We start from the raw sequence: 26,816 nt of genomic DNA on the forward strand, positions 1-26,816 counted from the left end.
GTCCTGGGCTTTTTTTGTATAGATTCAGCCAGGCTTTTAGTCTAGCATGCGTGCAGCCTGCAGAGGGATGCTGAATCCGAATCATAACTGGGATAATCAGATGGATTATACGACATCCAAGACCATAAATCCTATGGGGTAGCGTAAGTTAACGACGCGTCAATACCAGCAATCTTAGGCGGATTTTATTATAACGAAATCATGGTCGATGCAGCTGCAGGCTACGATATGGACAAAATAGGCCAATCGATTAAAGAAAATTCCAAATCGCTCACTATGTTGGGGCAAGCAAGGAAGGAGCGGTCGTTCAATTATTCGAAAATAAATGAGACGATCCAAAACAATGGAAGCCGAAGAAGATAAAACAGCTGTGTATCGAGCGATTACGAATTTGGGGCCGTATTCCGTACCGGCACAAACTCATCGTGAGAAATATCTTGTTAAATAAACAAAAAGCGTTCGCAAGCTCAGTCGGTGTTGTTGTAAGCACAGTTTTATTGATAACGGCATTCGGTACGCAAACGTCCCTGCTAAACTATGCGGCAGGAACATCTTCTTCGAATTTGGCCAAGCTTCCCTCTGGCATTAAACAAAGCTATTCGTTATCTGACTTTCCCGTCGAATTCATAAAGGCAGATAAGCATGAAAAGGCCACTTTAATCGTTACTGAAAAAGACAACAATCTCATTCATTTCTTCTACGATAATGACAATCGAATACAGCTCGCAGATGAAGGGGTGCTTGTGCCACAATCTTATGCTGACGAATACGGCATAACAGAGGGGGATGTCGTCCAATTAACGTTTACAGCGCCGGAGCTGAACAATAAAACAGTCGAGATGAAGGTTTCAACAATATCCTCGCAATATTCGAATCCTTCATTTTATTGCACGCCGGCTTATTTAGAGCGCTTGGGGATCGCCTACAGCCCTAGCTCACTTGTAATTAAAGCGGATAGCTCGGCACAGCTTAGCGATGTTCGTCACTTCTTTGAACAGGAGCAGCATGTGGATACGATTGCGGACAAGAACGACCTTAAGAAGTCCGCGCAATATATTTTGAAGCAGAATAGCTTTGTCTTCATTATGTTTATGATATGTGCAGCCATCCTATCGTTTGGTGCTATCTATACGATCTCCTCTATTAATATTTATGAGCGAAAAGCCGTGAGCTTGCAACGCTTAAAGTGTTGGGTTATCCGAAACAAAAAATAAACCGGTTCATCTTTTTTGAAAATATCGTAATTACCACATTTGCAGTCATTGTCGCATTCCCGATAAGCGGCTATGTTTTTGCGTGGATTATTAAGGCATTATCGAGCACGCATCAGCAAATTCCGGATCACATCCATATTGGTGTTATGATGGCTGCCGCTGTACTTGCCTATTTCCTTACGATTTTGTCAAACCTGCTGCTTAGGGGGAAAGTGTCCAAAATTAATATGATTGCGTCGTTAAAAAGTGTGGAATAGCGCGGGATAGCAAATAAAAAGCAGAGGGATGAAGAAGGCAGTGTTCGTGGACGCTGCCTTCTTTCTTTTGGTTAATGAATAATAAGAGATTTACTGCAATGCATTGGATATGGATGAAATGTTTTGCTGATGGTATAATTTGGAGGTTGAAAGGTGATTGCGATAAACTGCTGAGGTTGGGGTGAGCAAAATGAAGGGACTAATTAGCATAATCTTAATACTTTCAATTTATTTCATTGTAAGTAATTACTATAGTATTGCTCCCCCTGTATTATTCATTCCTGCTGAAACAATCTATAATTGTATAACTATAGCTTTTAAACTCATTGTCTGCGTTCCCGTCTACTACTCGATCAAATATTTGAATAAAATGGCCGGGTGGAAGTTTTATATGTTGAGCCTCGTTTTTATTATTGCGTCAACGTGGCCTGGTGTGGTTAGTATACATGATCAATATTTAAAAGGGGATAGTTGGCTATATTCTTGGGATTTTGGAATATGGGAATTTACAATTCCTTTCTATATCACAATTGGTACTTTTTCCTTATTGGTGGCAGAAACCATTCGAAGATTGATTATAGAGTTTCGAAAAAGTTTTAATAACCTCGAATGGCGTAATGGAAAGGACGAATAATTTTGAAAGAGAGTATTTTAGTTAAGCTGTTATCAGCGTTTATTTCAATGTTTCTGATGTCTTTCTTATGTGTTATCGTATTTTTCCCTGACGAAATAATAGGGATGGTGCTGTTTGGGGCGATCATGTTTTGTTTTTTGTATTTATTAGGCGGCATTCCTGTATCACTGATTATTTCGAAGTATATAAATCCGAATAGAAGAACGTTATGGAATACATGCAGTTATGTTTTTGTTCACATGCTTGGGGGCTTGGTTGTTACCATTATTTTTATGTTCGTTTCTGAACCAGACCATTCTATCGAAATGTTTGTATCGGAAGACATGATGAGTTTTTATGGCATTGGAGCCATGAGTGGATTGGTGTTTAGTTTGATCGAATTAATAACTTTGAAATTGCGCAGGAAGAGCTATTAGTTATGGAATCCTGGCAGATCAGGAGTGTGGGATCTTAATGAAGAAAGTAATCGTAATCATTTGTTCACTATTTATATTTGCGGCTTTATTCGGGTGTGCAAGCGAGGCCCAACAGCATGAAAATAATTTTGAAGTTGGAATTGATACACTTTCGGATATTCAAGCTAACGAAACCTTTGAAATAATTGGTTTTCTGAAAAATAGCTCCAAGCACACTGTGAAGATTTCCCATGGGTCAGACATATTTACTTATGAAATCTTTGATGCGGAAGGAACGCTTATCCCGCCACAAAATCATATACTTGCTAGAAACGATATTGGATATTTGAGGGAATTGCAGCCAGATGAAGTCTATCGAAACAATGGGAAGGGCCAAAGAAGTAAAGAATATTATGAATATGTGATTGCAAAGCCTGGCCGTTACACCGTCAAAACGAAAGTGGAATTTCGTTTAGAGAATGAAGGAAATAAAGCGGAACAAATCGTTAGTGAACCCTATACATTCATCGTAAATTAGTTTCCAATGATAGACAGTTATAGCGTTACTGCGTAAAATGGGGTTCGGGGGTGACATCAAGATGGCAGCAAATTGGTGGTTAGCGATCATTATTTTCGTTGTACTGAATGGTATTGTAGCATGGCAGTTGATTACATCATTGGAGCCAATAAGCAAAACGGCACGGAAGTGGTTTTTCATCGTTGCGAATGCGGTGGGAGCATGCCTCGCTGTTGCAGAGCTGATCTGGTTAGACCTGTAGGATTGAAAAGCCGCGATTAAGCGGCTTTATTTTATATCTACGCCTATAAAACTGGGGGAAGAAATGAGCAATACAATTAAAATATTTTTAGTGCATTGCGCATTATGTGTGATAGCGATCTTTATTTATTTTGTACTCGATCGATATTCGGATTTGTACTTTATTGGCTTTGTATTGGTTGCCGTACCACTCGTTTATATAGGGCTAGGGTACAAATACGTGAATGAAGAAGACTCAACGGCGCGAAGGGCAATGAGCTATTTGGTCATTAGCTTGATCGGCATTATCGTTTGGGCTTTGTGTTTTGTTGATTCTTTTAATGATGCTAGCTACGATATTACTGATACTGAAAAAAGTGATTACTCTTTCCTTCCGCCCGAAATGATATGGGTTCTATATGGGGTGTATCAATCATTTTTATTCGCTGCGTATATTATCTTTAATAGATTAGAACTTTTGGACGTATTAAATAAATATAGCATTTCAATTTCTTCCATAACGTTTGTTATCAACTTATCGCCTATATTCTTCATTTGGTTAGGTTTTACGATAAAGAAATTAATGAAAAAAATCCGGCGGTGATCATTTGATTCGGTCATTTGATGAACAAGGTATCACGTATGCAAAAGCAGAAAGAGCAGATTTGCCCCATATCCTCAAGTTGCAGTACGAGGCTTATCAGAGTGAAGCAGAAATTTATCAAGTAATGATTCCGCCACTGAAGCAAAGCTTGAGTGAATTGGAGCAAGAGTTTGACGCACAATCGGCAAGCTTATCGTGAAGCCAGCATTTCAAAACCGAGGAATCGGGAAGCAATTAATGATGGCTATTTTTATATTAGATTGGGTTATGAGAAATTTAAGGAAATCGAAGTGAATGGGAGGCTCACATTGATTTATTTGTGTAAAGAAGGTTGATTGCCCAATAAGCCCAAAACCGCATTGCCATTAGAGGCAGTGCGGTTTTTGTTTGATTTCTCGCTTATCTCATATTGTTAATAATCGATTGGGTTGCATTTTGCATTTGTTTCATTTGATTCGAGAGGAGCTCGTAAGCTTCATTTTGTTTATTCATTTCACTCTGAAGTTTGATCATATTTAATTGTTGGCTACTGTTCAGGGAATCGATTTGGTTATTCAGTTGTTCGATCCACAATTTGATGATATTTCCCGTAATATCTTGCGTTGTATCGATGGTGATGCCCGCTGCCTGCACCTGAACTTGAATGTCTTGCGGCACTGCTACTACATCATTGCTATCAGCTGGACAGATTGCCCGAAGCTGGGCTACTAATGCGTTAAGCGCAGCAATTTGCGCATTCGCTTGTTGAATGGTATCCATTGTAGACATGTACAATCGCTCCTTCGTTTATCCTTAGTTGTTTTGGTGAGTATGATAAGGCACAGCTAGCTTCGCTGTCAATTGGCAGCTCGGAACACCATTTATCTAGATGAAATGGTTTAGAGATGGTACAATTCTAGGAAATGGAAAATAATGCGTAATGGAATTTAATAGTTAAGGAGACCCGAAATTGCATTCAATTAATTACAATGGAAGAATATTTAGAACCGTGCAAAACACAGCTAATGGTGAGGTGAACCAAGAAACGATTTTTAAATATTTTCAGAAAGAAAATAGGGTTTGGGCAGATTATTGTGGGGGCGGGATCGTTGTTGGGCATTTAATAGCCATAATTAATGAAGTTGGAAACCTCGAAATGAGCTATCATCATATCAATGAAAACAATGAAGTAATGACGGGCAATTGTTTGTCTAAACCGGAAGTATTAGCAAACGGTAAATTGAAAATGCATGAAGAATGGCAATGGACGTGCAAAGACCGCTCAAGAGGATGTTCCATCATTGAGGAGGTATAACCGATCACGTAACATCCCCAAGCTTTCGCCCACGGTTTGATGGGCGGTGTCGATTATGATAGGAGTACGGTCCCATTTATCGTACTGCCGAGCCTTAACATCCTCCCACGTAGGCAGGGGAAAGCCTGGAATATCGGTTATACGTGTAGTGATGCGGTACTTATGTTCTCGTTCGTCCGAGCAGATCCTGGCCTCCTTCATTTCATATTAAAATAATGCTCTTAAGCGAAAGAAGGTAACTCCTGTGTATAAAGCGATTCTATTTGATTTAGATAATACGTTGTTAAATTATTCGCTAAGTGAAATCAGTTCAATGAAGAGAACGCTCCAGGACCATCATGTTTTTGTTGGTGAAGATGAGAAGTGGAAAGAGTTTTGGAAGTCATATACACAGCATAATTATAGGCATTGGATGAATTTTGTAAATAAGACGGGATCACATCATTCGATTGAAGAAGTATTAATTCATTCCTTTCGAGACTCCCTTAACTCAAATCATTCTCAGCATGAGCTGTTATCTAACACGTATTGGGAGTACTTCTGCAATACTTGCATTTTTGAGGATGGAGCAGAAGAAGTTTTGCAATATTTGAAACCACAATATAAGCTTGGCATCATTTCGAATGGCCTTCATAAGGCACAAACAAAAAGATTAGATGCGGGGAATATTCTTGGCCTATTTGATTCAATTGTTGTATCCGACGAAGCGGGTGTTAGAAAGCCCCGAAAAGAAATATTCGATATTTCATTAAATGAACTGGGGCTGTCCAACGATGAAGTGCTATTCATTGGTGATTCGTTGGCTGATGATTATCACGGCGCTCGTAATGCAGCGGTGGACTTTTGTTTTTATAATAGTAACGGCCAATCCTTGTCCAATGAACATCAACCGAAGTACATAATAAACCAGTTACAAGAGCTATTGCAGTTTGTATAACGGGATAGAGTTAATGCAAATTGGAGTGTGAGGATTGAAAGTAGCAAGCAAGTAAGCATGCATGCATGGGAGGCCAAAGGTATTGAAAAAGAAGCGTCTTTTCTCAATAATCCTTTTAATTATTACGGTTTTAATAGTTGGTGTCGTTTATCCATATAATCAATTGAATAATCATGAAGATTTAGATGCAGTAAGAAGCAAAGTAGAAGAGCATCTTACAAATAAAAAAATGAAAGCAACTGACTATCAAATTAATGTGGAGTATCACTGGAAGAGTAAGCTGTTTGGTTATGATCCATATGTGATTAGCGTTCAATTCCATGACGAACCTGATGTGAAGTATTACTACAAGTATGATTACAAATCAGAAACCATGGGCGTTTATCAGAATGGTGTCGCTCCGGGAGGAAAGGAAGATAAGAACTTTAAGCATGCAGAGTAGGAGGCTGCGTCCGGTGTAACCTCTGCTTTGCATTAAGGAGGAATGAACGCATGGATTTGGAATTCTTCGCTAAGTTGACTGATAAAGAGCTTTGTGCCGCTTATGAGGGCGAAATGGAGTGGATGGAGTCGAATGCACTAGCAGAAGATAATCTGTTGAAAATGCTTTGTGACAGATATGAAGCAGAGACTGGCGAAGCTATCGATGTTACTGCAGCGGCGGATGCTGTGTTGTATGAAATGGCGACGAGGTATTATAAGATTAGGGTGAAGTGAATACAGGAAATGATCTTAAACCGCATCTGCTTTTATGGCAATATGAACGCGCCGAATCGGCGTGTTTTTTTGTTTCTCCGTATGGACTTTACTATCTACCATCCCCCCTATACTTTCTCTAATGCGTCCCGGCGCTAACTTCCCTACAATCAAAGAAGATACGCGACAATTTAGCGAAAGAGGTGGATTCCCAATGACCAACAATCACTCATTTGTAAAAGGTTCCTTCAGCGAAGGCCCTGCGGCGCCGCGAGATCCAGTGGAAAAACGCAGTGGTTTTTTTATTTTGTTTGAATCGATTATCGAAGCGACAGCACGCCTGGACGGATGCTTCTCGCAAGAGGTTTACTTGGAAGGGGAACGGCTCGTAGAGAAAGCCAGACTAACGGGTGGGGTCACGGATGAGAGAATACTGGGGCTTCTGCGGAGCTCCAACGGATTTCGGCAGTTGGTACACAGCATCGGGATATCCGTGAAAGTGCAGGATCAAGCAGATGAGAAACTTTATTTCACATTTGAAAATTGGGGGAAAACGAGCAAATACGAGACGGGGACGAAGCTGGGCATCCCATGTCCAGCTGACGGATCAGAGACGCTCCTGACACTAGATGACTATGAATGGTCCGTGGATGATGATATGCCAGGCAAATTTTCTATCGAATTCGAGCGAGCGGGAACGCTTGCGACAGCAAGCATTATGTTGTATCTGCGTGAAGGTTATCAAGCGCCCGAGATTTCGGCGGAGCCTCCGGTTGACTATGAGTCGGCAGCGTACCATGAGATGATTAAGAAATCGCTCGTAAGCCGTGGCAACAATAAGCGATTGAAAGCGGCCATCGAGAAAGCAAAGCGGGGCGAGGATGTCACGATTGCCTACATTGGCGGCTCCATCACCCAAGGCGCAGGCGCCAAGCCGATCCATTCGGCATGTTATGCTTACCAGTCGTATGCGCTGTTCAAGCAATTGTTCGGGCAAGACAGCAATGGCCATATTCATCTCATCAAAGCCGGCGTAGGCGGTACGCCGTCGGAGCTCGGAATCATTCGTTATGAAAGGGACGTTCTACGGGACGGAGCGGCAGAACCGGATATCGTAATCGTGGAATTTGCCGTCAATGACGAGGGTGATGAAACGAAAGGCAACTGTTATGAGAGCTTAGTTTTGAAAGCCCTCGCCGCAGATAACGAGCCTGCCGTGATTTTGCTATTCAGTGTGTTCATAAACGATTGGAATCTGCAGGACCGGCTATCACCCGTAGGCTCGCGTTACGATCTGCCGATGGTTAGCGTCAAGGATGCCGTAGTGGAGCAGTTTCGCTTAACGAAGGATGAAGGGAATATCATTTCCAAAAGGCAGTATTTCTACGATATTTACCATCCGACGAATGCGGGGCACACGGTCATGGCGGATTGCCTCGGTTATTTATTCCGTGAAACCGACCGATCCCTGCCGGATCAGGAGGACATCTCACTCGCTAGGCCGCCGGTTATCGGCAATGATTTTATCGATACGCTTTTGCTCGATCGCAACAACGCTGCAGGCATAGCTACGATAACTTCGGGCAGCTTCAGTGAGACCGATGCTGATCTGCAAATGGTGGAGATGGATGCCCAACCGCATGGAACGCCACAGTTCCCGAATAACTGGATGCATGTATCCGGAACGGACAGCTTTATAATGACGATCCGGTGTAAAATCCTTATACTGGTATATAAGGATTCTGGGAGCAGAGATTTTGGCAGTGCGGAAATTCGAGTAGATGGGCAACTTGCGAAGGTCGCGGACCCGCATTTGAACAATTGGACACATTGTAATGCTATGATTTTGTTAAATGAGCCATTCGCCCAAGCGCATACGATTGAAATCAGGATGCAATCCGGCCAAGAAGACAAGCGGTTTACGATTTTAGGATTCGGTTATGTAAGGTAGATACTAGTTGATATGGAGATGATAATATTTTCATAAGCAGAAGTATGTTAATCATCTGTGTGGCGGCAATTGCGATATTGTCTGCAGGCTGTTCAAGCCATCCTTCGAGTGAGGAGGCGGGTGTTCAGCAACCGAGCACCGCTCCAATCATGAACAATACCGAGGAGTATGAAGGAGTTATTTTGTCCGATTCCGATATGAGCGAATGGACGCCGAGTGAGGATGATATTGCGCAATTTGAAAAGGGATTTCGGGAGTATCTAGTCTCACAATCGAAGGAAGCAGAGGGTTTGGAAGCAACGTCCCATAGCGCCGAAAACTTCACCTATATTCTCGATCATTTCAATGCATACAAACGGCAGTACGTTGGCGTAATCGAGTCAGGGGAAAAGGTTGTTTATTGCAACCTGCTAATAGACGATAACAATAATAGTGACTGGAAGAACGATCTGGTTCTGGTGATGGATGGTGGACCGCGATACTTCTCGATTAGATTTTATGTCAAGAAGGAACGTTACTTTGACCTGATGATTCATGGCTATGCTTAATGCCTAAAGGATGCACTGTAACGTTGTGGTTCCGTTAAATGAGCAAGTCTAACGGACCTCAGAGCCGCTAAAACCCTCCAAAAGTGCCTTTTGCAAACGTAACGGACTCCACGGCCGCTATTTAGCCATTTTGCTGACTTAGGAGGCCAGTATTGGTCAAATAGCGGCTGTACGGTCCGTTAGAATGTAAAGAATCCAGATTGTGATCAAAATAAGGGCTGCTCGGTCCGTTACAATTGATACTTTGATAACCCCCGAACAGCGTTAGTCGTGTCGGTTCCATTATTGTAAATGAGCTGGATATAAAATATTTTAGAATCGTTGTTCCAAAACGTAAGCTGTGGGATGATCGCGTATAATGGATATCCTTGCAGGATTATTTTCTGGTTCGCCAGCTGAGTGCTTTCCAACTCCCAATGGCTAATCGTCTCGTGTTCGACATCATGCACAAGAAGCTGCTGCTCATCCGGGGATAAACTGTAGGAATAGCCTACTCTTACTGGATTTTGCTCGTCTACCGGTTTGCTAATTAAAGTGGTGAACTGCGCGGTAGCCTCGTTATAGATGAAAATTCCGCTCTTATGATCATACTCGCCGTCAAAAATTAACCTGCCATTCGGTAATGGGTGATAGAGCCCGATTCCTTCCGAATCAATTAATAACTTCGCTTTAGGCAGCTTGTCCTGAATAGTGATTTTGTAGAGACCTGTCTTGACTTTAGTTCCGCCAATCCGAATGTATAGCCCATCGTCGTGAATCTGAATCTCCTCATCATAACTATAGGAAGTTTGGTCTAGCTCAAAATAATCGTGCAGCTTGACCGTCAACAGTTCCCCAGAAGCCGTGTCGGCAACATACAAAACGCCAATCTCTCCGGTAAATACAACATATTGTCCTTCTGAATCCGCGAATAGCTCCTTATTGCCATCCCACAAGAGCTTTTTATAAGCTTTCTGGCCTTTGTCCAGCACCGCTTGGCTCTTGCCTGTTTCCGTATCGTATAGGTACGTAACTTTCCCCCGATTATACAACGCTAGCTTGCCATTAGCAGAGACATCCACTGCCGGTGTATCCAGCAATCGGCGCATACGGCCTTCCTCCTGCAACGAAGCCGTATACAAGCCATCCTTACGATTAAAAAGCATAGTGTCATTCTGAATCCACAAAATGTCACCGTAGACTAAGCCCTCGGGCAGAGGAAGCTTAGCGCCTGTCATCACGGGCTGCTCCATGCTGTGAATGTCTGCTCGGACATCACTGCTTAATACCATTGTGTCCGCTTGGGCTACTGGGTTCCCGCATCCTCCTGTAACGACGAGCCCGGTGGCAAGCAGCATAAGCGCTAGCGCCTGAAGTTTCCTATTCCAGCTTGCGCGAGCCAGCGTCCGTTGTAATAGGCTGCGATTCATATCAATATCATTCCTTTCGTTCGGGTTACGAGGAGTATAACGAAAAGTTATGTGCAACTTCGCGTCAGATGTTGCCGGCATATGGCCGGAGGGGGAGCTTGACTCGTACCTTAACGTAGCGGCCCTCTTGGCAAAATGTGATCGTGCCGCCATGATGCTCCGCAATGGATTTGCATATGGCGAGCCCTAGCCCAATACTGCCCCTCTCGCTGGGCGCGGTTCCACGATGCTGGTAGAACGGCTCGAATACGAGCTGGCTGTCCACTGCCGTTTCATCGTCCAACTCATTGCTAAACTGGATGGCTGCATTATTGCCCTGGCGCTGGATTTGAATATGAATGGCCGTTCCTACTGCACCGTATTTGATGCCGTTGTCTAGCAAATTAATCCAAACTTTGCGCAGCTCGGCCCGTTGGCCGAATACGGTCCAATCTGCCGGACTTCCCGCCAGTTCCAGCTTCATGCCGTATCGGGCTGCTTTGATCGCCATATCCTCGCAACAATCCTCGATTTCCGCTGCAAGATCGAGAGGCTCGGCGTCCTGCTCCCGAACTCCCTCGTCCTGCTGGGCCAGCTCTAGCGCTTGCGTAATCATCTCATGCAGCCGGTCACTTTCCAGCTTGATTTTTCCAGCTGCTTTGCCTAGAAACACAGCATCGTTGAAATCCCGTTTGCTAATAATCTGCGCATAACCCGAGATGGTGGCAATCGGCGTTTTCAATTCGTGCGTGATATGTTGATAGAAACGGCGCCTGCTCTGTTCCAATGCGACAACTTTGGTTTGTTCCGCCGCTATGCGATGCATATGCTCTTCAATCTGGTCCTTCATTTGCTGGAAACTGCCGGCCAACTGCCCGATTTCATCCTCGCGGCGAATTGCTGGCACAGCCTTCGCAGCATTTCGTCCAGCTCCGAATTCCCGTAAGGCATGGGACAGGGCAGCTAATGGGCGGGATATTTTATTCGTTAGGACGTGTACAAACAACGAAACGACGAGGATAAGGCCGGCTGAAAACCACCCGAAGCTTTGCAAAATCGCCGAGTTTTGCTTGAATCTAGCCGTATAATCGCTGGAAATACAGAAGACACCGGCATAGGAATCCTTAAAGTAGAACGGGAAAGACATGAGTGCAAGGCGCTTGCCGTATTCATTGGTAATCGTAACGGCGGAGCCGTTATTTTGCGTAATCGCCGCATGCACTTGATTGATTTGTTGCAAAAGGCCCGATTCCTGTTTTTCGAAAAAGGCATTGCCGTTCACTAGCAAATAAGCCTCGCCCATAAATCGTCCATCCTTGTTGTAAAAGGCAGTCGGATGCCCGCCTGTTCGGCTGAGGCTTAATAGGAGCGGTTGGATATGCACCTTCAAATCGCCAACATCTGTATCGTTGAACAAAAAATATTGCTGAATATAGCCATAAGACGTCATTTGCAGCTTTTTCATGTCTTCTTTCACAGCCTGAATCGCTTGTTTGTTCAAAATATAATCCATATAGGCGTATAAGCAGCCTGCCGCCACAATAAATAAGGCCATAAACCCCACCATAAACTTCCGGTAAATGGACCTCTTAATCACCGTTCTGCCGCCTTTCGCCAAGGCGATACCCGATGCTAAATACCGTTTCAATCAAGCCGGTGGCAAGCTTCTTGCGAATGCGCTGGACATGCACGTCGACCGTCCGCAAATCGCCTTCATAGTCCATTTCCCACACGTAATCGACGATTTCCTCTCTTGAAAACACGCGCCCAGGATGTTCCCAGAACAACAGCAGCAATTCGTATTCTTTGGGCTTTAATTTGATTTCTGCATTATCCTTATACACAGCCCGCCTGCTTCTGTCCAATTCCACGCCATCGGCGATCGTAACGTGAGCGCCTGCCAAGCGGTGATCCGCTTTTTCCTTCCGCCGCAGCAGGGCTTTTATTCGGGCGGACACCTCGCGCAGCTCGAACGGTTTGGTTAAGTAGTCGTCCGCGCCCAGCTCAAACCCGATCATTTTGTCCGTAAAATCGCTTCGGGCTGTCAGCATGAGGATGGAGACGGGGAAGCGGGAGTAGACTTCTTTGCATATATCAAATCCGTTCCTATCCGGCAGCTTCACATCCAAGATGAGCGCATCTGGCCCAACCTGCTCAAGCAGCTGCAAGCCTCGCTTGCCAGTATCCGCCTCAAACACCAGATAGCCTTCATCCCGCATGGCATATGCTATGATCTCTCGAATTGATTCGTCGTCCTCTATAATTAGCAGCTTTTTCTGTACCTGCATTGGAACCCCTCTTCTGGTCGGTAATAAGTGAGAAATAACGATTCTATCATTATACAAAAAAGTTATTGCCAACCTATTAACAAAAGCGTCGTAATTCCAGCCCCGCAAGCATCCGCGCACGGGTAAAAGCACGCCGAGGGCTCGCGCGCTTCTGCATTCCTAATATTTTACATATAATCGCGCTGCTGGCTCACTTCTTGCGCGAACGCTCGGAACAGGCGGGCAGAGGGAGTAAGATAATGCTTTTCCTTCCATTCGATGCCGACCTCGCATGTGCACCCCGGATCATTTACCTTGATCCAGTGCGTCCCTTCAAGCCGCAGCCCGCGGGATTGGGGCAAGAGGGAAACACCCAGGCCAGCTGCGACAAAACCGGCAACCGTGTGCAAATCTTCCGCCGTATATTTGACGTTAGGATGAAAGCCCGATGACTGGAAGACCGTGTCGATTGTTTCCCGAAGCCCGCATGTGCGATTCACTTCAATGAAGGGTTCATTCACCAGTTGCTCTAGATATATGGATTCCGACTGGGCCAATCGGTGCGAAGCCGGGACGACAGCGTATAGTTCGGCCGTAAGCAGCGATTCCCTGACAATCCCGGACTTGCTGCTGGCAGGGGACGTAATGCAGAGATCACACTGGCCGCTTTCCAACAGTTGCAGCGTGTAGGCGCAGGAGCCTTGAAACAATTCGAAGCGGATGTTCGGATAGATGGCATGAAACTTTTGTATAAGCTCGGGGACAAAATGCGTGCCCAAAATCGTGCCGAAAGCGAGTGATACGACGCCTGATTCCGGTGCGGTCAGCTCAGCCAATTCCTCCTTGGCGATACGAATTTCGCGAAGCGCATCTGTAACCCGTGAGGCAAAGAGGTGCCCGTATCGGTTCAATTGCACCGTTCGCCCCGTTCGTTCGAACAACGGAACCCCTAATTCCTCCTCTAGCTTAGCGATCGAATGGCTTAAAGCCGGTTGCGTAATCGACAATGTTTCTGCAGCTTTGGTGACATGCTGTAAGCTGGCCACGGTCAAAAAGTACTCTAGCTGGTTTAACTCCATGCGCCTTCTCCCTCCGTTTCCTTCGGTTAATACATGAATCATATTTATGATATATATGAAAACAATAGATTAGACGTTATGTATTGTCAAATTATACAATTGTGGCGTAGGGAATAGAACATCCGACAGATTAGAGCGGAGAGAGAATGGAGTGGAGAGAATATGAGGGAAACGGTCCCTAACCAGAGGATCAAGCGAGGGTGGTTTTTTGCGATCTTGTGCCTTGGCGTGTTTGTTGTTTATATGGATTCGACGATTGTGAATGTTGCGCTCCCGGAGCTGCAACGGTCATTTGGGATCGGAATGGAGGGCTTGCAGTGGGTGGTAGACGGGTACGCGATTGCATTCGCCTGTCTATTGCTTTCAGCCGGAACAATCGGGGACATCGTGGGGCATAAGCGAATGTTTACAATCGGCATGGCTGGCTTCACGGTCTTTTCAATATGTTGCGGGATGTCAGAAACAGTGGAATGGTTAATTGCTAGCCGGTTTCTCCAAGGCACCTTCGGGGCGTTATTGATTCCCTCATCCCTTGCGTTTATCCGTCATCTATACGAAGAGCCTGCCGCGCGGGCCAAAGCGATCGGGATTTGGGCAGGGCTTGGCGGGCTAGCTTTGGCGATAGGCCCATTAGCAGGCGGTTGGCTGGTGGAGACATTCCAATGGGAGAGCGTGTTCTGGATTAACGTGCCGATCGGTGTGGCCGTCACCATTATGATGATTGCATCAACAAGAGAGACGGCACGAAATACGAAACGCGTATTGGATGTTCCGGGGCAAATCCTGTTCATTCTTGCAATTGGCACATTGGCGTATGCGCTCATTCAAGGCCATGCTTTAGGATGGAACTCATTCCCGATTGTTGGATGCTTTACTGCATCCGGCTTGTTGCTGCTCGGCTTCTTGGCATGGGAATCACGGGTGAAAGAGCCGCTTCTTCCGCTGCAATTGTTCAAGATTCCAGCCTTTGCAGTCGCATGTCTCGTTAATTTCCTCGGCTTTTTCGGCTTGTTTGCTGTCGTCTTTCTAATGGCCTTATATTTTCAAAATATTAATGGATTGTCGCCTACGGAAGCGGGCGTACGGTTCTTATCCCTGAATGTGAGCATCATGGTCGCCTCTTTCGTCGGCAGCTCGCTTGCCAGCCGCGTCCGGCCGATGATTATGATCCCGGTTGGGCTTATGGCTATGGGAGCCAGCTTGCTCTGGCTCATGATGATTGCGCCAGATACGCCATATTCCCAATATGCATGGGCACTTGCAGGCATTGGCGTCGGCGTCTCGTTCGCTGGCACCTCCGCTACGGTTGCGCTCATGTCGTCTGTCCCGTTGCAATTGGCGGGAACGGCATCAGGCGTCTCCAATACAGCCCGGCAAGTTAGCGCTGTGCTTGGCGTCGCGTTGTCAGGCACTTTCGTATCGGAACGGCTGCGCCATGCCGAAGCTGGCCTGTCAGCTGGGGTTCACGATAGCCGTGTGGCCAGCTTGTTTACCGGCGGCATGTACGACACGTTCCTCCTCGCTGCAATCGCATGCTTCTTCGCCGCTGTTGTTGCTTTTGCCATGCTGGCATCGGTAGCTCACCGGCATAAGCGAAAGGCTTTGCAGGCGAGGGCTGTGGGGCAGTAAGCAACAGATTGGCATTAGCCATCATGATCAGGCAGGCTGCCCGGAGAGTTCTCGGCAGCCTGCCTTCATGCATGCCTTATGCTGTAGAATTCGTAATCTCCTGCAATAGCAGCAGCAGCTCGTTTTGGAGCTTGCTGTTCAGGGCAATGCGGGGAGGCTGAGCAACTTTGCCCTTCTCGATATAAATGCCCGTTTGGCCGTTGAACGCAGCGGCATGTGCAGCCTCGTAAATCCGCTTTGCTCCAACATCGGGAGAATTGAAGAATGGACGAAGCAGCTTAAACCAGCCAGGCAGGCCGCTGCTTGCGGACATCGCTGTTTTATTCGGTCCGGGATCAACGACTCGCAGCAGGATATTATCTTTGGCGAACGATTCGGACAGCGCGATGAACGCTGCTGCAGTGGCAAGCTTGCTCTGCGCGTAAGGGCTGAACTTTTTGAATTTTATTGGCTTCTGCAGCTTGCCCAGATGGAGTTGGCGTGCCATTCGCATCGCACTTGATCCGACTGCTGTCACGATTGCATTTCCTGACGCAGCAAGTTGAGGCTTGAGCAGATGGGTCAGCAGAACCGGAGCGACGGTATTTACTTCAAAATGGATTTCGTTGCCTTGCGGGGAATAGGCCAAATGGTTTTGGAGAATGCCTGCATTGTGAAACACTTTGTCGATACGGGGATGTTGTTCAGCAACTTGCATCGCTGCCTCCCGAATCGCGTTATGGTCGGACAAGTCGGCAATGACCGATACAGCGGCAAGACCGGGAAACGCTTGGCGTAAGCTATCCAATTGGTTCTCCGTTCGAAGCTTATCCCTATTTAGGAGGACGAGCTTATAGCTATCTTGGGCAAGCAGCTTGCACAGCTCCGTGCCAAGGCCAGAGTAGGACGCCGTAATAACGGCGATTTGTTGATTATGGTTAGACATCGTAATCCCTTCCTCTCATTTCGTTTGTGGCAGAGGGCGACATAGTGACATAACGGGTGCAACGTTTTTATTGTCGATCGCATCACCTCCTTATTGGAATGATCATTCAAATAAAGGTTAAAAGAGAGACCTGTCGAAGAAGACAGGCCATCTATTTAAGAATGGACAACGTGCTTTGAATGGCATCTTTGAAGAAGGGGGGCGGGAGGTTTGTTTTGGCTAGTGTAGCAAGCCCCGAGAAAGCGTTCGTGAAGTATCGGCCAAGAGCCTGTGGGTTAAGCTCTGAACGGAGTTCACCAGAGTGGATCCCGTGTTCGATAAATTGCGTGAAACCGTGCTCCAGCCGTTCAAAATTAAGGGTAACCAGTTCCGCCACTTTCTCGTCATGCAAGGCTAATTCGGTTGAGGTATTCGTCATGAAGCAGCCCCAATTGCATCCATCTTCGTGAACGAGCTCCACCACGTTGGAGAACAAGCGATCTAGCGTCGCATAAACCGGCAATTGCCGAGCAAGAATGGCAAGCGTCTGCGAGATATAAATGTCTGAATAACGTGCAAGGCATTGGAGGTACAGGGAGTGTTTATCGCCGAAAGTGTCGTAGATGCTGCCCCGGTTTATTCCCATTGCCAACACGAGATCGTTAATTGATGTTCGCTCGTAGCCTTTGCGCCAGAATAGCTGCATCGCTTTCTCCAAAGCAGCGGAAGGTTCAAATTCTTTAGTACGAACCATTGCCTTCAGCCTCCTTGCCAGTAGTATAGCTATTCTGGAACGAAAGTTCAAATATGAAATGGTGCAACACCATAAAAACAACTATCATTATGATAAGATCACGCCTGTCGGCACACATTTATCGCCCCTTACAATGGAAGGATATTCGAAACCAAAGGTAGGGGAATGACAATGAGTTGGATCGTGGAACAATCCGGATTTGATCCGGACAAAATTACGATAAATGGCAACAAATTTATGCAAGGCAACGGTGCTCTCGGTTACAGGGGAACGTTGGAGGAATTTACAAAAGAACAATTGACGGCATGCACGCCTGCGGGGCTGTATGATAAGGTCGGCGACCAATGGAGGGAGCCGATTAATGCGCCGAACGGGCTGTCGACGCGGTGGTTCTGTGATGGAGAGCAGCTAGGGCTGTTAACGGCAAAGCATGAATCGCATGTGCAAACGCTCAATATGCGCAACGCGACCTTCAATCGGGCAACGACATTTGTGGCGTCAGGCGGCAAAAAGGTAGAGGTAAGCTCGAGCCGGTTCATTAGTATGCGCAAGCTTGACCTGATCGTCATGCAGGTGGAAGTTCGCTGCTCGGAAGACGGCGAGCTAACGGTTGAAACAGGCATCGATGGGGATGTTTGGGACATTAACGGCCCTCATCTTGAGGATTTTGCCACTGTGGATCAATCAGGCATTGTTGCATTGTCGGCGCTCACGCATGAGCTTCGCCAAACGGTTTGCGTAGCGGAAGGCGTTGTGTGGTCTGGGATCGATAGCACAGAGATGTCAGTTCGGCAGGCGAATAGCGCTTACCGCAAAGTGTCGTTCCACTGCCAGGCGGGATGGACGTATTCGTTCACGAAGTATGTGTCCGTTCAATTCGGCGAAGACCAGGCCGAGACGGCCGAAGCGGCGATAAACAGCGTGAAGGAAGCGATGGAAGCGGGTTACGAAAGGCTGTTAAGTGATCATGAACGGGAGTGGGAACGCAAGTGGGCAGCGTCGGACGTTCAGATCGACGGCGACGGCGAAGCGCAGTTCGCATTGCGCTATAGCCTTTACCAGCTGCATATCATTGCGCCGACGCATTCGGAGCAAGTATCGATTCCAGCGCGTGGCTTGTCCGGCCAGGTGTATAAGGGAGCGGTGTTCTGGGACACCGAAATGTTCATGCTGCCATTTTTCCTGTACAGCCAGCCTGACATCGCGCGCAATCTCGTCATGTACCGGGTACATACGCTCGATGGCGCACGGAGAAAAGCGGCGGAGTACGGCTATCGCGGAGCTTATTTTGCTTGGGAAAGCCAAGAAACCGGCGACGATGCTTGTACGCTGTTCAACGTGACGGATGTGTTCACGAACCGCCCGATGCGGACGTATTTCCGCGACAAGCAGATTCATATTAGTGCAGACGCTGCTTACGGCATTTGGGAGTATTACCGGTTCACTGGCGACGAAAGCGCGCTGCTGGAAGGTGGAGCCGAGGTGATTTTGGAGTGTGCGAGATTCCTCCATTCCTACTCCTACTATAAAGTAGATAAAAACCGTTATGAGCTGTTGGATGTAACCGGACCGGACGAATACCATGAACGTGTAAACAACAATGCGTTTACGAATGCAATGGTTAGCCTGACGCTTGAGATCGCACTGGAAACGGTGGAGCTGCTGAAGGCGAAGCATCCGGCGTTCTGCAGCGAATTGTTGGCTAAGCTGGAGTTCGAAGGCGATCTGGAGCATCTGCGCGATATGCATCGAGAGCTGTACGTGCCGCAGCCGGATCCAGAGACACTGCTCATCGAGCAATTCGACGGCTATATGAAGCTTGAAGATGTTGACCTGCCAACATTGAAGTCGCGGATTCTGAACAAAAATGAGTATCTGGGCGGGGGCAACGGCCTGGCGACGACGACGCGAATTCTTAAGCAAGCTGATGTCGTGCTGATGCTTCACCTGCTGAAGGACCGCTATTCGGAGGAAGTGAAGAAGGCGAACTGGCAGTATTACGAGCCGCGCACGGAGCATGGTTCGAGCTTAAGCTCCTGCATTTACGCGTTGGTCGCGTCAGATATCGGATCGCCGGATTGGGCATATAAGTATTTCATGAAGACGGCGACGATTGATTTGACAGGGGAATCCAAGCAGTATGTTGGCACGCTGTATATTGGCGGAACGCATCCTGCCGCGAACGGCGGCGCTTGGATGGCGGCTATTCTCGGCTTCGCAGGCATTCGCCTGACAGGCGGAGAGATCGCCGTGAAGCCTTCGCTGCCGCAAGGCTGGAATTCCATCACGGTTCCCGTGTTAATTAAGGGCCAGCAGTTCTCGCTGCACATCACGCCTAACGAGGTGGTAATTGATTCAAGCAGCAGCAACAGCTTGGTGCAGCCGTTCAAGATCGGTGGGGAAACGCTGCTAGCAGAGCCGGGCAGCCAGTTGGCGGTTCGCTTGGTCGAAGCGAATAGCGGTGGCGGCCTTGCTGGATAAACAAGTAAGATATGGCTAACCGCGTTGTGTGCGGCTAGATGAATTGATTCAATTAGTGTACAGGAAACCCGAAAGATGGGGCATTGTGAGTCATGCCTATCATTCGGGTTTTATATTTTTTTGCGCTATGATAGGTTTATCGCATTTCATTCGAATAATAAGGCAGACGCTGCTATTCGGGAAGGAGGAACGCATTTGACCATAACGGAGGACAATGTTGTGAGCGAGCTGCAACAACGAAACGAGAAAGCCATTGCTTTCATCATCCAGCAATATGGCGGGTTAATTGCTGCCATTATTAAGCGCCATGTGAATCACGAGCATCAGGATTACGAGGAATGCTTGGATGATGTATTGCTTGCGGTTTGGCATCACATTGATGATTTTAATCCCGAGATTAACGAGTTTAAGCAATGGCTAGCGGCAATTGCCAAATATAAGGCGATTGATTGCCTAAGGAAACGGATTAGGGTCCGAACGAAGGAGCTGACGGTGGCGGATATTGATGATTCGATGGCGATGGCAGGAGGATTGAGAGAGACCGCGTTAACGGTTGATGAATTGCTAGAGGCGCTTACTGCGCAAGAACGCACCATTTTTGAAAACTATTATTTAATCGGAACACCATCTAGCGAAATTGCGAAGCAATATAACTCGAAGGAATCGTGGGTCCATAATAAGCTATCCCGAGGGCGGAAGAAGCTGAGGAAAATATGGATCGATTACAATGGCGGCGGAAAGGGCGTGTAGCGATGTCAATCTATCGGGAGCTTAATGGCGTTCCTATTGATCTGGGCGAATATGCGGAAGAGGAGCTTACGCGCGCACAACGCAAACAATGGGAGAAGCGAATGGCTAGCAAATTAAAGGCGCAGAAACCAGCCCGCAGGATGAAATATGCAGGGGCTGCTGCGGTTGTGATGGTTGCTATTGGCATAACCATAAGCTCTAGCCATATGGCGTTTGCTAATGTGCCGATTATTGGCAACGTCATCGAGCGGTCGCTTGCATTATTTGGCCATAAAGCAGGGGATTTAACGCCGTATAAGACGTCCATCGGAACGGCAATGAAGGACAAATACGGTACGTTCACATTGGATGAGGCGATAATCGATGACGGCCAATTGTTGCTTAGTGCTACTTATGTGGCAGCCAAGGCCCGCCCATCATTTTATCAGGTTCCGCAATTGGCGGAAGTATGGATGAATGGGAAGGAAATCAGCCTGTTGGGTTTAGCCATGTATACGGTAACTTTGCATGATCCTGTTACTATTTTGTATGAGGTGCCAATCGACGCCTCCCAGATGACCGAACCTGTTTCATTTCGTGCCGCGTTCAGCTTTGAGAAGGACGATACAACGAACGCCCCGTGGGCGGTTGATATTAACGTGTCGACGAAACGGCTGGTGCAAGACAGTTTAACGGTGTCTATCGATCGAATTGTTCACAATAGTAACGGGGAATCGATTCATTTTGCGAAACTGGTAGCGACACCGGTGTCTACTGTGCTTTATTTTGACGGGACAGAAGGGGCTGTTGGTTCGTTCTTGCTTGTTAGCGAATCCGGCGCTATCATCAATCCTTTTGATGAGCGGCGCTCATCGGCTGAGGGCTCGGTCTATCGTTATCCAGCGATCAATTGGCGCACAGAGAAGTATGAGATCGTGCCAACCGATGGAGCGTACAGCCCTCGGATTCGAATAAACCCGTAGAAAGAAACGCTCCCGTACTCAACGAAAGTGAGCAGGGAGCGTTTTATTTATTATCCAGCTAGTACATCAAGACCCGAAATTACGAGGTCAGCTTCTTTCAAAATGTCCGGGCTGCCAATGCCGACAACCTTGGAGCCAGCAGCTTTGCCGGCTTGAACGCCAGCTTCCGCATCCTCGAATACGACGCAATCCTTCGGATCGAGGCCAAGCGCGACGCTCGCCGATACGAATACTTCGGGATCAGGCTTCGCCTTCGAAACTTTGTTGCCATCGATCACGGCGTCGAACAAGTCGGTAATTTCCAGCTTGGACAAAATAAATTCGGCGTTTTTGCTTGCAGACCCGAGCGCGATCTTAACGCCTTTGCTTCTAAGCTGCTGCAAGTACGCCCGCGCGCCAGGCAAAATCTCTTCTGGCTGAAGCTTCGCTATGGATGCAACGTACTCGTTGTTTTTGCTTTCTGCCATTTCATTAAAGGCAGCCTCGTCGACTTCGACGCCTCCGATTTCGAGTAAAATGCGAAGCGATTCCACGCGGCTAACGCCTTTGAGCCGTTCGTTATGCGCTTCGGTGAATTCAAAGCCTAGCCGGTCCGCTAATGCTTTCCATGCGAGATAGTGGTATTTAGCCGTATCGACGATGACGCCGTCCAGATCGAAGATGGCGCCTTTCATATTTTCTAACATGTGTGATTCTCCTTTATTGTTCCAAATTAAACGGACATGCCGACTTTCGCGAGACTGATCATAACGCCAGCGGCGTCTACTGTGTAGGCTTGGCCATAGATCGTAAGCTCGACGGCTTCGCCGGATACGACCTTAATGGATGCGCTTTGCTTGTTCACTTCAACATGCAGCTTCGATTCTTTGTAAGAAATCGGGAAGCTGTAGCTGTCCCAGCGTGCTGGAATCGTCGGTTGGAGGACGAGCTTATCTCCGTCGGAGCGCATGCCGCCGAAGCCATAGACGATGTTCAGCCATGCTGCCGCAATGGAGGTTGTGTGCAAGCCTTCGCGCGTATTGCGGTTGTAGTTGTCCAAGTCCAGGCGCGTTGCGAATTCGAAGAATTGGTACGCTTCTTCTTCCTTGCCGATCTCCGCAGCGAAGATGGAGTGGACGGAAGGCGAGAGCGACGATTCATGAATGCAGCGCGATTCGTAGTACTCGTAGTTGGCTGCTTTCTCAGCAAGCGAATAGTCACCGCTGTACAAGAACATGAACATAAGCACGTCTGGCTGCTTGATCATGTCGTAGCGGTACAGGCGGTCGTACGACCAGTGCGAATAGAGCGGGAATTCCGTTACCGGGATCGAATGAATGTCGAGATGCGGCATATCGAAGAAGCCGTCATGCTCTTCATAGATGCCTGTTTTCTCGTCCTTCGGAATTTTCATAAGCTCCGCTTTTTTCTCCCAGTCGGCTTGCTCCTCAGTTGTCAAGTTGAGCCGCGCCGCTAACGCTTGGAACGTTTCGCTCGAATGTTCAGACATGTCGCCGATCACTTCAAGCGTGTATTCAAATAGCTTCTTCGCCATAAGGTTGATATAGCAGTTGTTGTTGACCATGAGCTGGAATTCATCTGGTCCCATAACGCCGAAATAGCCGTACAGGCCGGTTTGTTGGCCGTATTGCCCACGCGTCGCATAGAAGCGGCTAATTTGGATGAGCATTTCCAGCCCTTTGTCATACAGGAAGTCCTTGTCGCCCGAAATGTTCACGTAGTGGCGAATGCCGTAAGCGACCGCTGTGCCTACGTGAAGCTGGAGGTTGGAGTGCTGCCATAGGTCACAGCTTTCCGTGCCATCGATCGTTGCGATTGGATAGAATGCGCCTTCGCAGTCCAGATCCTTCGCGCGTTCGAGGGCATAGTCCAACGATTTGTAACGGAACTCGAGCAAGCTTTTGGCAGCTTTCGGGTTGTTGAAAATATAGAACGGCAGGCAGTAGGACTCGGTGTCCCAGAAAGCAAGGCCGCGATACGCTTCGCCCGTAAGCCCTTTAGCGCCGATGTTGAAGCCCGGATTGTCGCCATGATACGTTTGGTACAAATTGAAAATACAGAAACGGATGCCCTGTTGGTTGTCTGGATCGCCTTCAATGACAATGTCAGATTCTTTCCATACGTTGTCCCAATAGTCCGCTTGCTGCTGCGCCAGCTCGTCATAGCTTGCGCCGACATACGCTTGCGCCTGTTCTAGCGCGTTGTTCCACAGTTGCTCAGTCGTCGTGGAAAGCTCTTTCTCAGCGTAGTTGTACACGAATTTATCGAAGGTCGTTGCTTCGCCCTGAACGAGCTTAATCGTAATATCTTGGCCGATGAAGCGGTCTGCTTCTACGAGTTTCGTTTGCACGGCGTTCGGTACGTCGGTCGTAAAGCCGGAGAAGAGGCGGTTTTTCGTGTTGACCGTTTCGCCGATCATCGCTGTTACGCCATTCGCTTGGCCATGCTGTATGCTTTGCCAGAAGTTGCGGCCTTGATCTTCATGAATGACGGAGAAATCTAGCCCTGTTCGGACTGCGACTTCGCCAGAGAAATTAGTGGGTTCAAAAGTGATGCGCTGGCAGCCCAGATTAGAAACGTTCATGCTGACAAACCGCTCGAATGTTAATTTGAGCCGTTTGCCATCGGACAATTGCCAGATGAAGCTGCGCAGATAGGTGCCGCGCTTGAAGTCGAGCTCGCGGCTGAACTCGCTGAACCGGCTTGTTGCCAAGTCAAGCTTTTCGCCGTTCACGCTGATGCGGGTATGCAGCCAATCGACTGCGTTTACCATGAAACGAAGGAAACGAATGATGCCTTTATAATGAGCGGAAACTTTGCTTTCTTCGAAGAGGCCGTTAAAGTAGCTGCCGATCAAGGAATCGCCGCTATAGCCTTCTTCCGGGTAAGCGCGCACGCCCATATACTCATTGCCTAGGGAGAAGATCGACTCCGAAACGCGGTTCCGCGCGGGATCGAAGCCCTTCTCAACGACCTTCCATGTATCTACGACGAGATACTTGTCTGCTATTTTTGCCACGCCAGTCCACTCCTTTAGTGATTTGAGTCCCCTAATACAGTACCTATCCAGATTAGTGCAATCGCTGCGCGGAACAAATGTTCAACTCTAATGAATGTATGTGCATTTATACCGAGTTTCGGGTTTGGAGCTTAGCCGTCATTTTGTTATTTTTGAAAAGCTATTTATTCGTATTGATCGAATATCACACCTTTGCATTTTGGGAAATGGCATTTTACTTGTCAGCCGTACTAACGGTAACCTGTTATTTCATTTGGATCTGCTCTTGGTTGCCAAGCAAACATGCCAAGCACCGCGGGGCATGAACCTGCTTGTACATACATTCCTGTCGCTGGAAATTAGGTGGCAGGTTATTTGCATTGGGAGGGTGATGTGTCAAATTTGTTTGACACTATGTATGTTAAATGTTACATTCTTGAAATAAACCAAAACCGAAGGAGCCTTGCCATGTCCTATCAGGAGAAGAAAAATATCGTTTCGCTCATCAGCTCGATCATGATTTTTGGGTCCTACTGCTTGTATGTTTATATGAAGTATAAAGATGCCATTATGGAGGGGACGGAGCTATTTCGTTTCTGGGGGGCAGTCATTTTAATCCTTATTCCGGTAACAATTGTAGCTAAAATCGTTATCGAGATCGTGTTCATCATTATTAACCGGATCGCAACGAAGGAAGTGGAGCCTTCTTTCGCTGATGAGTTCGATAAGCAAATTGAATTGAGAGCGATGCGTGTGTCCTATTTTGTTTTTATACTCGGATTTTTGCTTGCGATGGCATCTTTGGTGCTGGAAATGAACGTTTCGGTCATGTTCGCCACATTAATTCTCTCGGGTTTTCTATCTGAGGCAGCCAGCATCGGGACGCGTTTATATCTTTATCGAAAAGGAGTTTAAGATGGGCCAAAGTCACATAAACAATAGTATCCGCAGCTTACGGTTCAACCATAACGAAATGACCCAACAGCAGCTCGCCGACCTCGTTGGGGTGACAAGGCAAACGATTGTAGCCATTGAGAAGGGGAAATATTCGCCTTCCTTGGAGTTGGCGTTTCGAATTGCACGGGTGTTTAATCAGCCGCTCGAGAGCGTCTTTACGTATGGGGAAGAAGGCTAGAACGAAGGCGTGATTTGCCGATGGAAGCAGAAGGCGAGTAGCTTATGCCTCTGCTAGGAACATGAGGAGGGATTTCATGAGAGCAATCGTGTATGAACGATACGGGCCGCCGAATGTCCTTGCGATGAGCGAAATGGCTAAGCCAGCGCCGAAGCGTGGCGAAATTCGAATTAAAGTTCATGCGACGTCCGTCTCGGCTGCGGATTGGCGTATCCGGAAAGCGGACCCGTTTCTTGCAAGGCTTTTTAATGGGCTCTTCCGTCCCAAGCGCGTCAAGACATTGGGGTTCGAGCTAGCTGGAGTAGTCGATGAAGTGGGTGAAGGCGTGACACGTTTCAAGCAGGGAGACTCCGTTTTTGCCTACACGGGCCTAGGCTTCGGTGCTTACGCCGAGTATGTATGCCTGTTGGCAGATGGGGTGAGGGCCAAAGAAGGAATCGTGGCGATGAAGCCCGCTAATATGGCGTATGGGGAAGCGGCGACCGTCCCAGTCGGGGGACTGACTGCAATGGGGTTTCTGCGAAAAGGCGGCATCGCACAAGGGCAGAGGGTGTTGGTCTATGGCGCTTCTGGAAGTGTAGGCACCTATGCTGTACAGATCGCCAAGTCCTGCGGGGCAGACGTTACTGGCGTGTGCAGCACTGGGAATATCGAAATGGTGAAGTCGCTCGGTGCGGATCGAGTTGTAGACTATACGAAGGAAGATTTTGTGAATGGTGGCCAGACGTTTGATTTGATTTTCGACGCGGTTGGCAAACTATCTTATTCACGTTGTAAATCCGTACTTAAGAATCAGGGCAAGTATGTAACGGTTAGATCCTCGATGCCATTCAAGCACGAACACCTCGCTCAGCTCCATTCGCTCATTGAAGCAGGGAAAGTCCGGTCCGTCATCGATAGAACTTATACATTGGAGCAAATTGTTGAAGCTCATGCGTATGTGGAGCAGGGGCATAAGAAGGGAAACGTGGTTGTTATGGTGGAGCAAGGCCTGTAACGAAGGCTAGCGCATGACGCGCGAAGGCTGCCGGCCGGCGCCTTGCGGCCAACGGCCAGCGCCTTGCGGCCAACGGCCAGCGCCTTGCGGCCAACGGCCAGCGCCTTGCGGCCAACGGCCAGCGCCTTGCGGCCAACGGCCAGCGCCTTGCGGCCAACGGCCAGCGCCTTGCGGCCAACGGCCAG

At 47.6% G+C, this 26,816-nt stretch carries 28 protein-coding genes and 1 pseudogene; 20 read left to right on the plus strand and 9 right to left on the minus strand.

The window, feature by feature from the left end:
- Positions 1-111: 111 nt before the first annotated feature.
- The 7 genes and pseudogenes from GON22_RS22795 to GON22_RS26815 all read left to right on the plus strand — a co-directional run.
- A pseudogene (locus GON22_RS22795) lies at positions 112-1,471 on the plus strand (ABC transporter permease); the annotation flags it as partial.
- Between the two features lie 636 nt (positions 1,472-2,107).
- Entirely contained in the window at positions 2,108-2,521 is a 414-nt protein-coding gene (locus GON22_RS22800; protein WP_160398413.1) for a hypothetical protein, read from the plus strand.
- Between the two features lie 37 nt (positions 2,522-2,558).
- Positions 2,559-3,038, plus strand: coding sequence for a hypothetical protein (locus GON22_RS22805; protein ID WP_160398414.1), 480 nt, complete (start codon positions 2,559-2,561; stop codon positions 3,036-3,038).
- A gap of 61 nt (positions 3,039-3,099) precedes the next feature.
- Positions 3,100-3,279: a hypothetical protein gene (locus GON22_RS22810; protein WP_160398415.1), complete on the plus strand. Its 180-nt coding sequence runs from the start codon at positions 3,100-3,102 to the stop codon at positions 3,277-3,279.
- Positions 3,280-3,342: 63 nt separating this feature from the next.
- The gene (locus tag GON22_RS22815; protein ID WP_160398416.1) at positions 3,343-3,861 is read left to right on the plus strand and encodes a hypothetical protein; all 519 of its coding nucleotides are present in this window, start codon (positions 3,343-3,345) and stop codon (positions 3,859-3,861) included.
- Between the two features lie 4 nt (positions 3,862-3,865).
- On the plus strand, positions 3,866-4,060 hold the full coding sequence (locus tag GON22_RS25840; protein ID WP_202113458.1) for a hypothetical protein: 195 nt from the start codon (positions 3,866-3,868) through the stop codon (positions 4,058-4,060).
- A complete protein-coding gene (locus GON22_RS26815) occupies positions 4,057-4,155 on the plus strand; it encodes a GNAT family N-acetyltransferase (RefSeq protein ID WP_442954399.1) in 99 nt (32 codons plus the stop codon). The genes GON22_RS25840 and GON22_RS26815 overlap by 4 nt, the downstream gene beginning before the upstream one ends.
- Positions 4,156-4,260: 105 nt before the next feature.
- On the opposite strand, the gene GON22_RS22825 is transcribed toward GON22_RS26815, so the two are convergent.
- Entirely contained in the window at positions 4,261-4,629 is a 369-nt protein-coding gene (locus GON22_RS22825) for a hypothetical protein (RefSeq protein ID WP_160398417.1), read from the minus strand.
- Between the two features lie 181 nt (positions 4,630-4,810).
- Between GON22_RS22825 and GON22_RS22830 the strand changes: the two genes are divergently transcribed.
- The 6 genes from GON22_RS22830 to GON22_RS22855 all read left to right on the plus strand — a co-directional run bounded on the left by GON22_RS22830 (position 4,811) and on the right by GON22_RS22855 (position 9,287).
- Complete coding sequence (locus GON22_RS22830; RefSeq protein ID WP_202113459.1) at positions 4,811-5,155, plus strand: n-acetylglutamate synthase; 345 nt, start codon at positions 4,811-4,813, stop codon at positions 5,153-5,155.
- Between the two features lie 244 nt (positions 5,156-5,399).
- Complete coding sequence (locus tag GON22_RS22835; RefSeq protein ID WP_160398418.1) at positions 5,400-6,092, plus strand: YjjG family noncanonical pyrimidine nucleotidase; 693 nt, start codon at positions 5,400-5,402, stop codon at positions 6,090-6,092.
- Between the two features lie 82 nt (positions 6,093-6,174).
- Entirely contained in the window at positions 6,175-6,534 is a 360-nt protein-coding gene (locus GON22_RS22840; protein WP_160398419.1) for a DUF3139 domain-containing protein, read from the plus strand.
- Between the two features lie 50 nt (positions 6,535-6,584).
- Positions 6,585-6,809 (plus strand): hypothetical protein, encoded by a 225-nt coding sequence (locus GON22_RS22845; protein ID WP_160398420.1) that lies wholly within the window; start codon positions 6,585-6,587, stop codon positions 6,807-6,809.
- A 193-nt stretch (positions 6,810-7,002) separates the two neighbouring features.
- On the plus strand, positions 7,003-8,739 hold the full coding sequence (locus GON22_RS22850) for an SGNH/GDSL hydrolase family protein (protein ID WP_160398421.1): 1,737 nt from the start codon (positions 7,003-7,005) through the stop codon (positions 8,737-8,739).
- 44 nt (positions 8,740-8,783) lie between these two features.
- On the plus strand, positions 8,784-9,287 hold the full coding sequence (locus tag GON22_RS22855; RefSeq protein WP_160398422.1) for a hypothetical protein: 504 nt from the start codon (positions 8,784-8,786) through the stop codon (positions 9,285-9,287).
- Positions 9,288-9,517: 230 nt separating this feature from the next.
- Here the strand turns inward: GON22_RS22855 and GON22_RS22860 are convergent, their stop codons facing one another.
- The 4 genes from GON22_RS22860 to GON22_RS22875 form a co-directional block, all read right to left on the minus strand.
- On the minus strand, positions 9,518-10,696 hold the full coding sequence (locus tag GON22_RS22860; RefSeq protein ID WP_160398423.1) for a hypothetical protein: 1,179 nt from the start codon (positions 10,694-10,696) through the stop codon (positions 9,518-9,520).
- 64 nt (positions 10,697-10,760) lie between these two features.
- Positions 10,761-12,272 (minus strand): ATP-binding protein, encoded by a 1,512-nt coding sequence (locus GON22_RS22865; RefSeq protein WP_160398424.1) that lies wholly within the window; start codon positions 12,270-12,272, stop codon positions 10,761-10,763.
- A complete protein-coding gene (locus tag GON22_RS22870; protein WP_160398425.1) occupies positions 12,265-12,963 on the minus strand; it encodes a response regulator transcription factor in 699 nt (232 codons plus the stop codon). The genes GON22_RS22865 and GON22_RS22870 overlap by 8 nt, the downstream gene beginning before the upstream one ends.
- 167 nt (positions 12,964-13,130) lie before the next feature.
- A complete protein-coding gene (locus GON22_RS22875) occupies positions 13,131-14,021 on the minus strand; it encodes a LysR family transcriptional regulator (protein WP_160398426.1) in 891 nt (296 codons plus the stop codon).
- Between the two features lie 162 nt (positions 14,022-14,183).
- Here GON22_RS22875 and GON22_RS22880 point away from each other — a divergent pair, with 162 nt between their 5' ends.
- A complete protein-coding gene (locus GON22_RS22880) occupies positions 14,184-15,650 on the plus strand; it encodes an MFS transporter (protein ID WP_160398427.1) in 1,467 nt (488 codons plus the stop codon).
- A 76-nt stretch (positions 15,651-15,726) separates the two neighbouring features.
- On the opposite strand, the gene GON22_RS22885 is transcribed toward GON22_RS22880, so the two are convergent.
- A complete protein-coding gene (locus tag GON22_RS22885) occupies positions 15,727-16,575 on the minus strand; it encodes an SDR family NAD(P)-dependent oxidoreductase (RefSeq protein WP_160398428.1) in 849 nt (282 codons plus the stop codon).
- Between the two features lie 151 nt (positions 16,576-16,726).
- The gene (locus GON22_RS22890) at positions 16,727-17,308 is read right to left on the minus strand and encodes a TetR/AcrR family transcriptional regulator (protein ID WP_160398429.1); all 582 of its coding nucleotides are present in this window, start codon (positions 17,306-17,308) and stop codon (positions 16,727-16,729) included.
- A gap of 171 nt (positions 17,309-17,479) precedes the next feature.
- Between GON22_RS22890 and GON22_RS22895 the strand changes: the two genes are divergently transcribed.
- The 3 genes from GON22_RS22895 to GON22_RS22905 all read left to right on the plus strand — a co-directional run bounded on the left by GON22_RS22895 (position 17,480) and on the right by GON22_RS22905 (position 21,501).
- Positions 17,480-19,789, plus strand: a complete 2,310-nt coding sequence (locus GON22_RS22895) for a glycoside hydrolase family 65 protein (protein WP_160398430.1) — start codon at positions 17,480-17,482, stop codon at positions 19,787-19,789.
- A 195-nt stretch (positions 19,790-19,984) separates the two neighbouring features.
- Complete coding sequence (locus GON22_RS22900) at positions 19,985-20,539, plus strand: sigma-70 family RNA polymerase sigma factor (protein ID WP_160398431.1); 555 nt, start codon at positions 19,985-19,987, stop codon at positions 20,537-20,539.
- Positions 20,503-21,501: a DUF4179 domain-containing protein gene (locus tag GON22_RS22905; RefSeq protein WP_160398432.1), complete on the plus strand. Its 999-nt coding sequence runs from the start codon at positions 20,503-20,505 to the stop codon at positions 21,499-21,501. Before GON22_RS22900 ends, GON22_RS22905 begins: the two co-directional genes overlap by 37 nt.
- 50 nt (positions 21,502-21,551) lie before the next feature.
- Here GON22_RS22905 and pgmB read toward each other — a convergent pair whose 3' ends face one another.
- Both pgmB and GON22_RS22915 read right to left on the minus strand, forming a co-directional pair.
- Positions 21,552-22,187 (minus strand): beta-phosphoglucomutase, encoded by a 636-nt coding sequence (gene pgmB, locus GON22_RS22910; RefSeq protein ID WP_160398433.1) that lies wholly within the window; start codon positions 22,185-22,187, stop codon positions 21,552-21,554.
- A gap of 26 nt (positions 22,188-22,213) precedes the next feature.
- Positions 22,214-24,520 (minus strand): glycosyl hydrolase family 65 protein, encoded by a 2,307-nt coding sequence (locus GON22_RS22915; RefSeq protein ID WP_160398434.1) that lies wholly within the window; start codon positions 24,518-24,520, stop codon positions 22,214-22,216.
- A 447-nt stretch (positions 24,521-24,967) separates the two neighbouring features.
- On the opposite strand from GON22_RS22915, the gene GON22_RS22920 reads away from it, so the two are divergent.
- The 3 genes from GON22_RS22920 to GON22_RS22930 all read left to right on the plus strand — a co-directional run bounded on the left by GON22_RS22920 (position 24,968) and on the right by GON22_RS22930 (position 26,631).
- Positions 24,968-25,414 carry a hypothetical protein gene (locus GON22_RS22920; protein ID WP_160398435.1) on the plus strand — a complete coding sequence of 149 codons (447 nt, stop codon included), beginning with the start codon at positions 24,968-24,970 and terminating at the stop codon, positions 25,412-25,414.
- A gap of 1 nt (position 25,415) precedes the next feature.
- Entirely contained in the window at positions 25,416-25,634 is a 219-nt protein-coding gene (locus GON22_RS22925; protein ID WP_160398436.1) for a helix-turn-helix transcriptional regulator, read from the plus strand.
- A gap of 76 nt (positions 25,635-25,710) precedes the next feature.
- Positions 25,711-26,631: an NAD(P)-dependent alcohol dehydrogenase gene (locus GON22_RS22930; RefSeq protein ID WP_160398437.1), complete on the plus strand. Its 921-nt coding sequence runs from the start codon at positions 25,711-25,713 to the stop codon at positions 26,629-26,631.
- Positions 26,632-26,816 lie beyond the last annotated feature (185 nt).

The sequence above is a fragment of the Paenibacillus sp. MMS18-CY102 genome (assembly GCF_009789195.1).
GTDB lineage: Bacteria > Bacillota > Bacilli > Paenibacillales > Paenibacillaceae > Paenibacillus_T.

Excerpts from the sequence above, each read along its gene's own strand:
- GON22_RS22875 (WP_160398426.1), bottom strand. The coding sequence starts at position 14,021 with ATGGAGTTAAACCAGCTAGAGTACTTTTTGACCGTGGCCAGCTTACAG.
- GON22_RS22845 (WP_160398420.1), top strand. The coding sequence starts at position 6,585 with ATGGATTTGGAATTCTTCGCTAAGTTGACTGATAAAGAGCTTTGTGCC.
- GON22_RS22885 (WP_160398428.1), bottom strand. The coding sequence starts at position 16,575 with ATGTCTAACCATAATCAACAAATCGCCGTTATTACGGCGTCCTACTCT.
- GON22_RS22815 (WP_160398416.1), top strand. The coding sequence starts at position 3,343 with ATGAGCAATACAATTAAAATATTTTTAGTGCATTGCGCATTATGTGTG.
- GON22_RS22880 (WP_160398427.1), top strand. The coding sequence starts at position 14,184 with ATGAGGGAAACGGTCCCTAACCAGAGGATCAAGCGAGGGTGGTTTTTT.
- GON22_RS22870 (WP_160398425.1), bottom strand. The coding sequence starts at position 12,963 with ATGCAGGTACAGAAAAAGCTGCTAATTATAGAGGACGACGAATCAATT.
- GON22_RS22860 (WP_160398423.1), bottom strand. The coding sequence starts at position 10,696 with ATGAATCGCAGCCTATTACAACGGACGCTGGCTCGCGCAAGCTGGAAT.
- GON22_RS22805 (WP_160398414.1), top strand. The coding sequence starts at position 2,559 with ATGAAGAAAGTAATCGTAATCATTTGTTCACTATTTATATTTGCGGCT.
- GON22_RS22895 (WP_160398430.1), top strand. The coding sequence starts at position 17,480 with ATGAGTTGGATCGTGGAACAATCCGGATTTGATCCGGACAAAATTACG.
- GON22_RS22825 (WP_160398417.1), bottom strand. The coding sequence starts at position 4,629 with ATGTCTACAATGGATACCATTCAACAAGCGAATGCGCAAATTGCTGCG.
- GON22_RS22920 (WP_160398435.1), top strand. The coding sequence starts at position 24,968 with ATGTCCTATCAGGAGAAGAAAAATATCGTTTCGCTCATCAGCTCGATC.
- GON22_RS22810 (WP_160398415.1), top strand. The coding sequence starts at position 3,100 with ATGGCAGCAAATTGGTGGTTAGCGATCATTATTTTCGTTGTACTGAAT.
- pgmB (WP_160398433.1), bottom strand. The coding sequence starts at position 22,187 with ATGTTAGAAAATATGAAAGGCGCCATCTTCGATCTGGACGGCGTCATC.
- GON22_RS22930 (WP_160398437.1), top strand. The coding sequence starts at position 25,711 with ATGAGAGCAATCGTGTATGAACGATACGGGCCGCCGAATGTCCTTGCG.
- GON22_RS22855 (WP_160398422.1), top strand. The coding sequence starts at position 8,784 with ATGTTAATCATCTGTGTGGCGGCAATTGCGATATTGTCTGCAGGCTGT.
- GON22_RS22890 (WP_160398429.1), bottom strand. The coding sequence starts at position 17,308 with ATGGTTCGTACTAAAGAATTTGAACCTTCCGCTGCTTTGGAGAAAGCG.
- GON22_RS22925 (WP_160398436.1), top strand. The coding sequence starts at position 25,416 with ATGGGCCAAAGTCACATAAACAATAGTATCCGCAGCTTACGGTTCAAC.
- GON22_RS22905 (WP_160398432.1), top strand. The coding sequence starts at position 20,503 with ATGGATCGATTACAATGGCGGCGGAAAGGGCGTGTAGCGATGTCAATC.
- GON22_RS22850 (WP_160398421.1), top strand. The coding sequence starts at position 7,003 with ATGACCAACAATCACTCATTTGTAAAAGGTTCCTTCAGCGAAGGCCCT.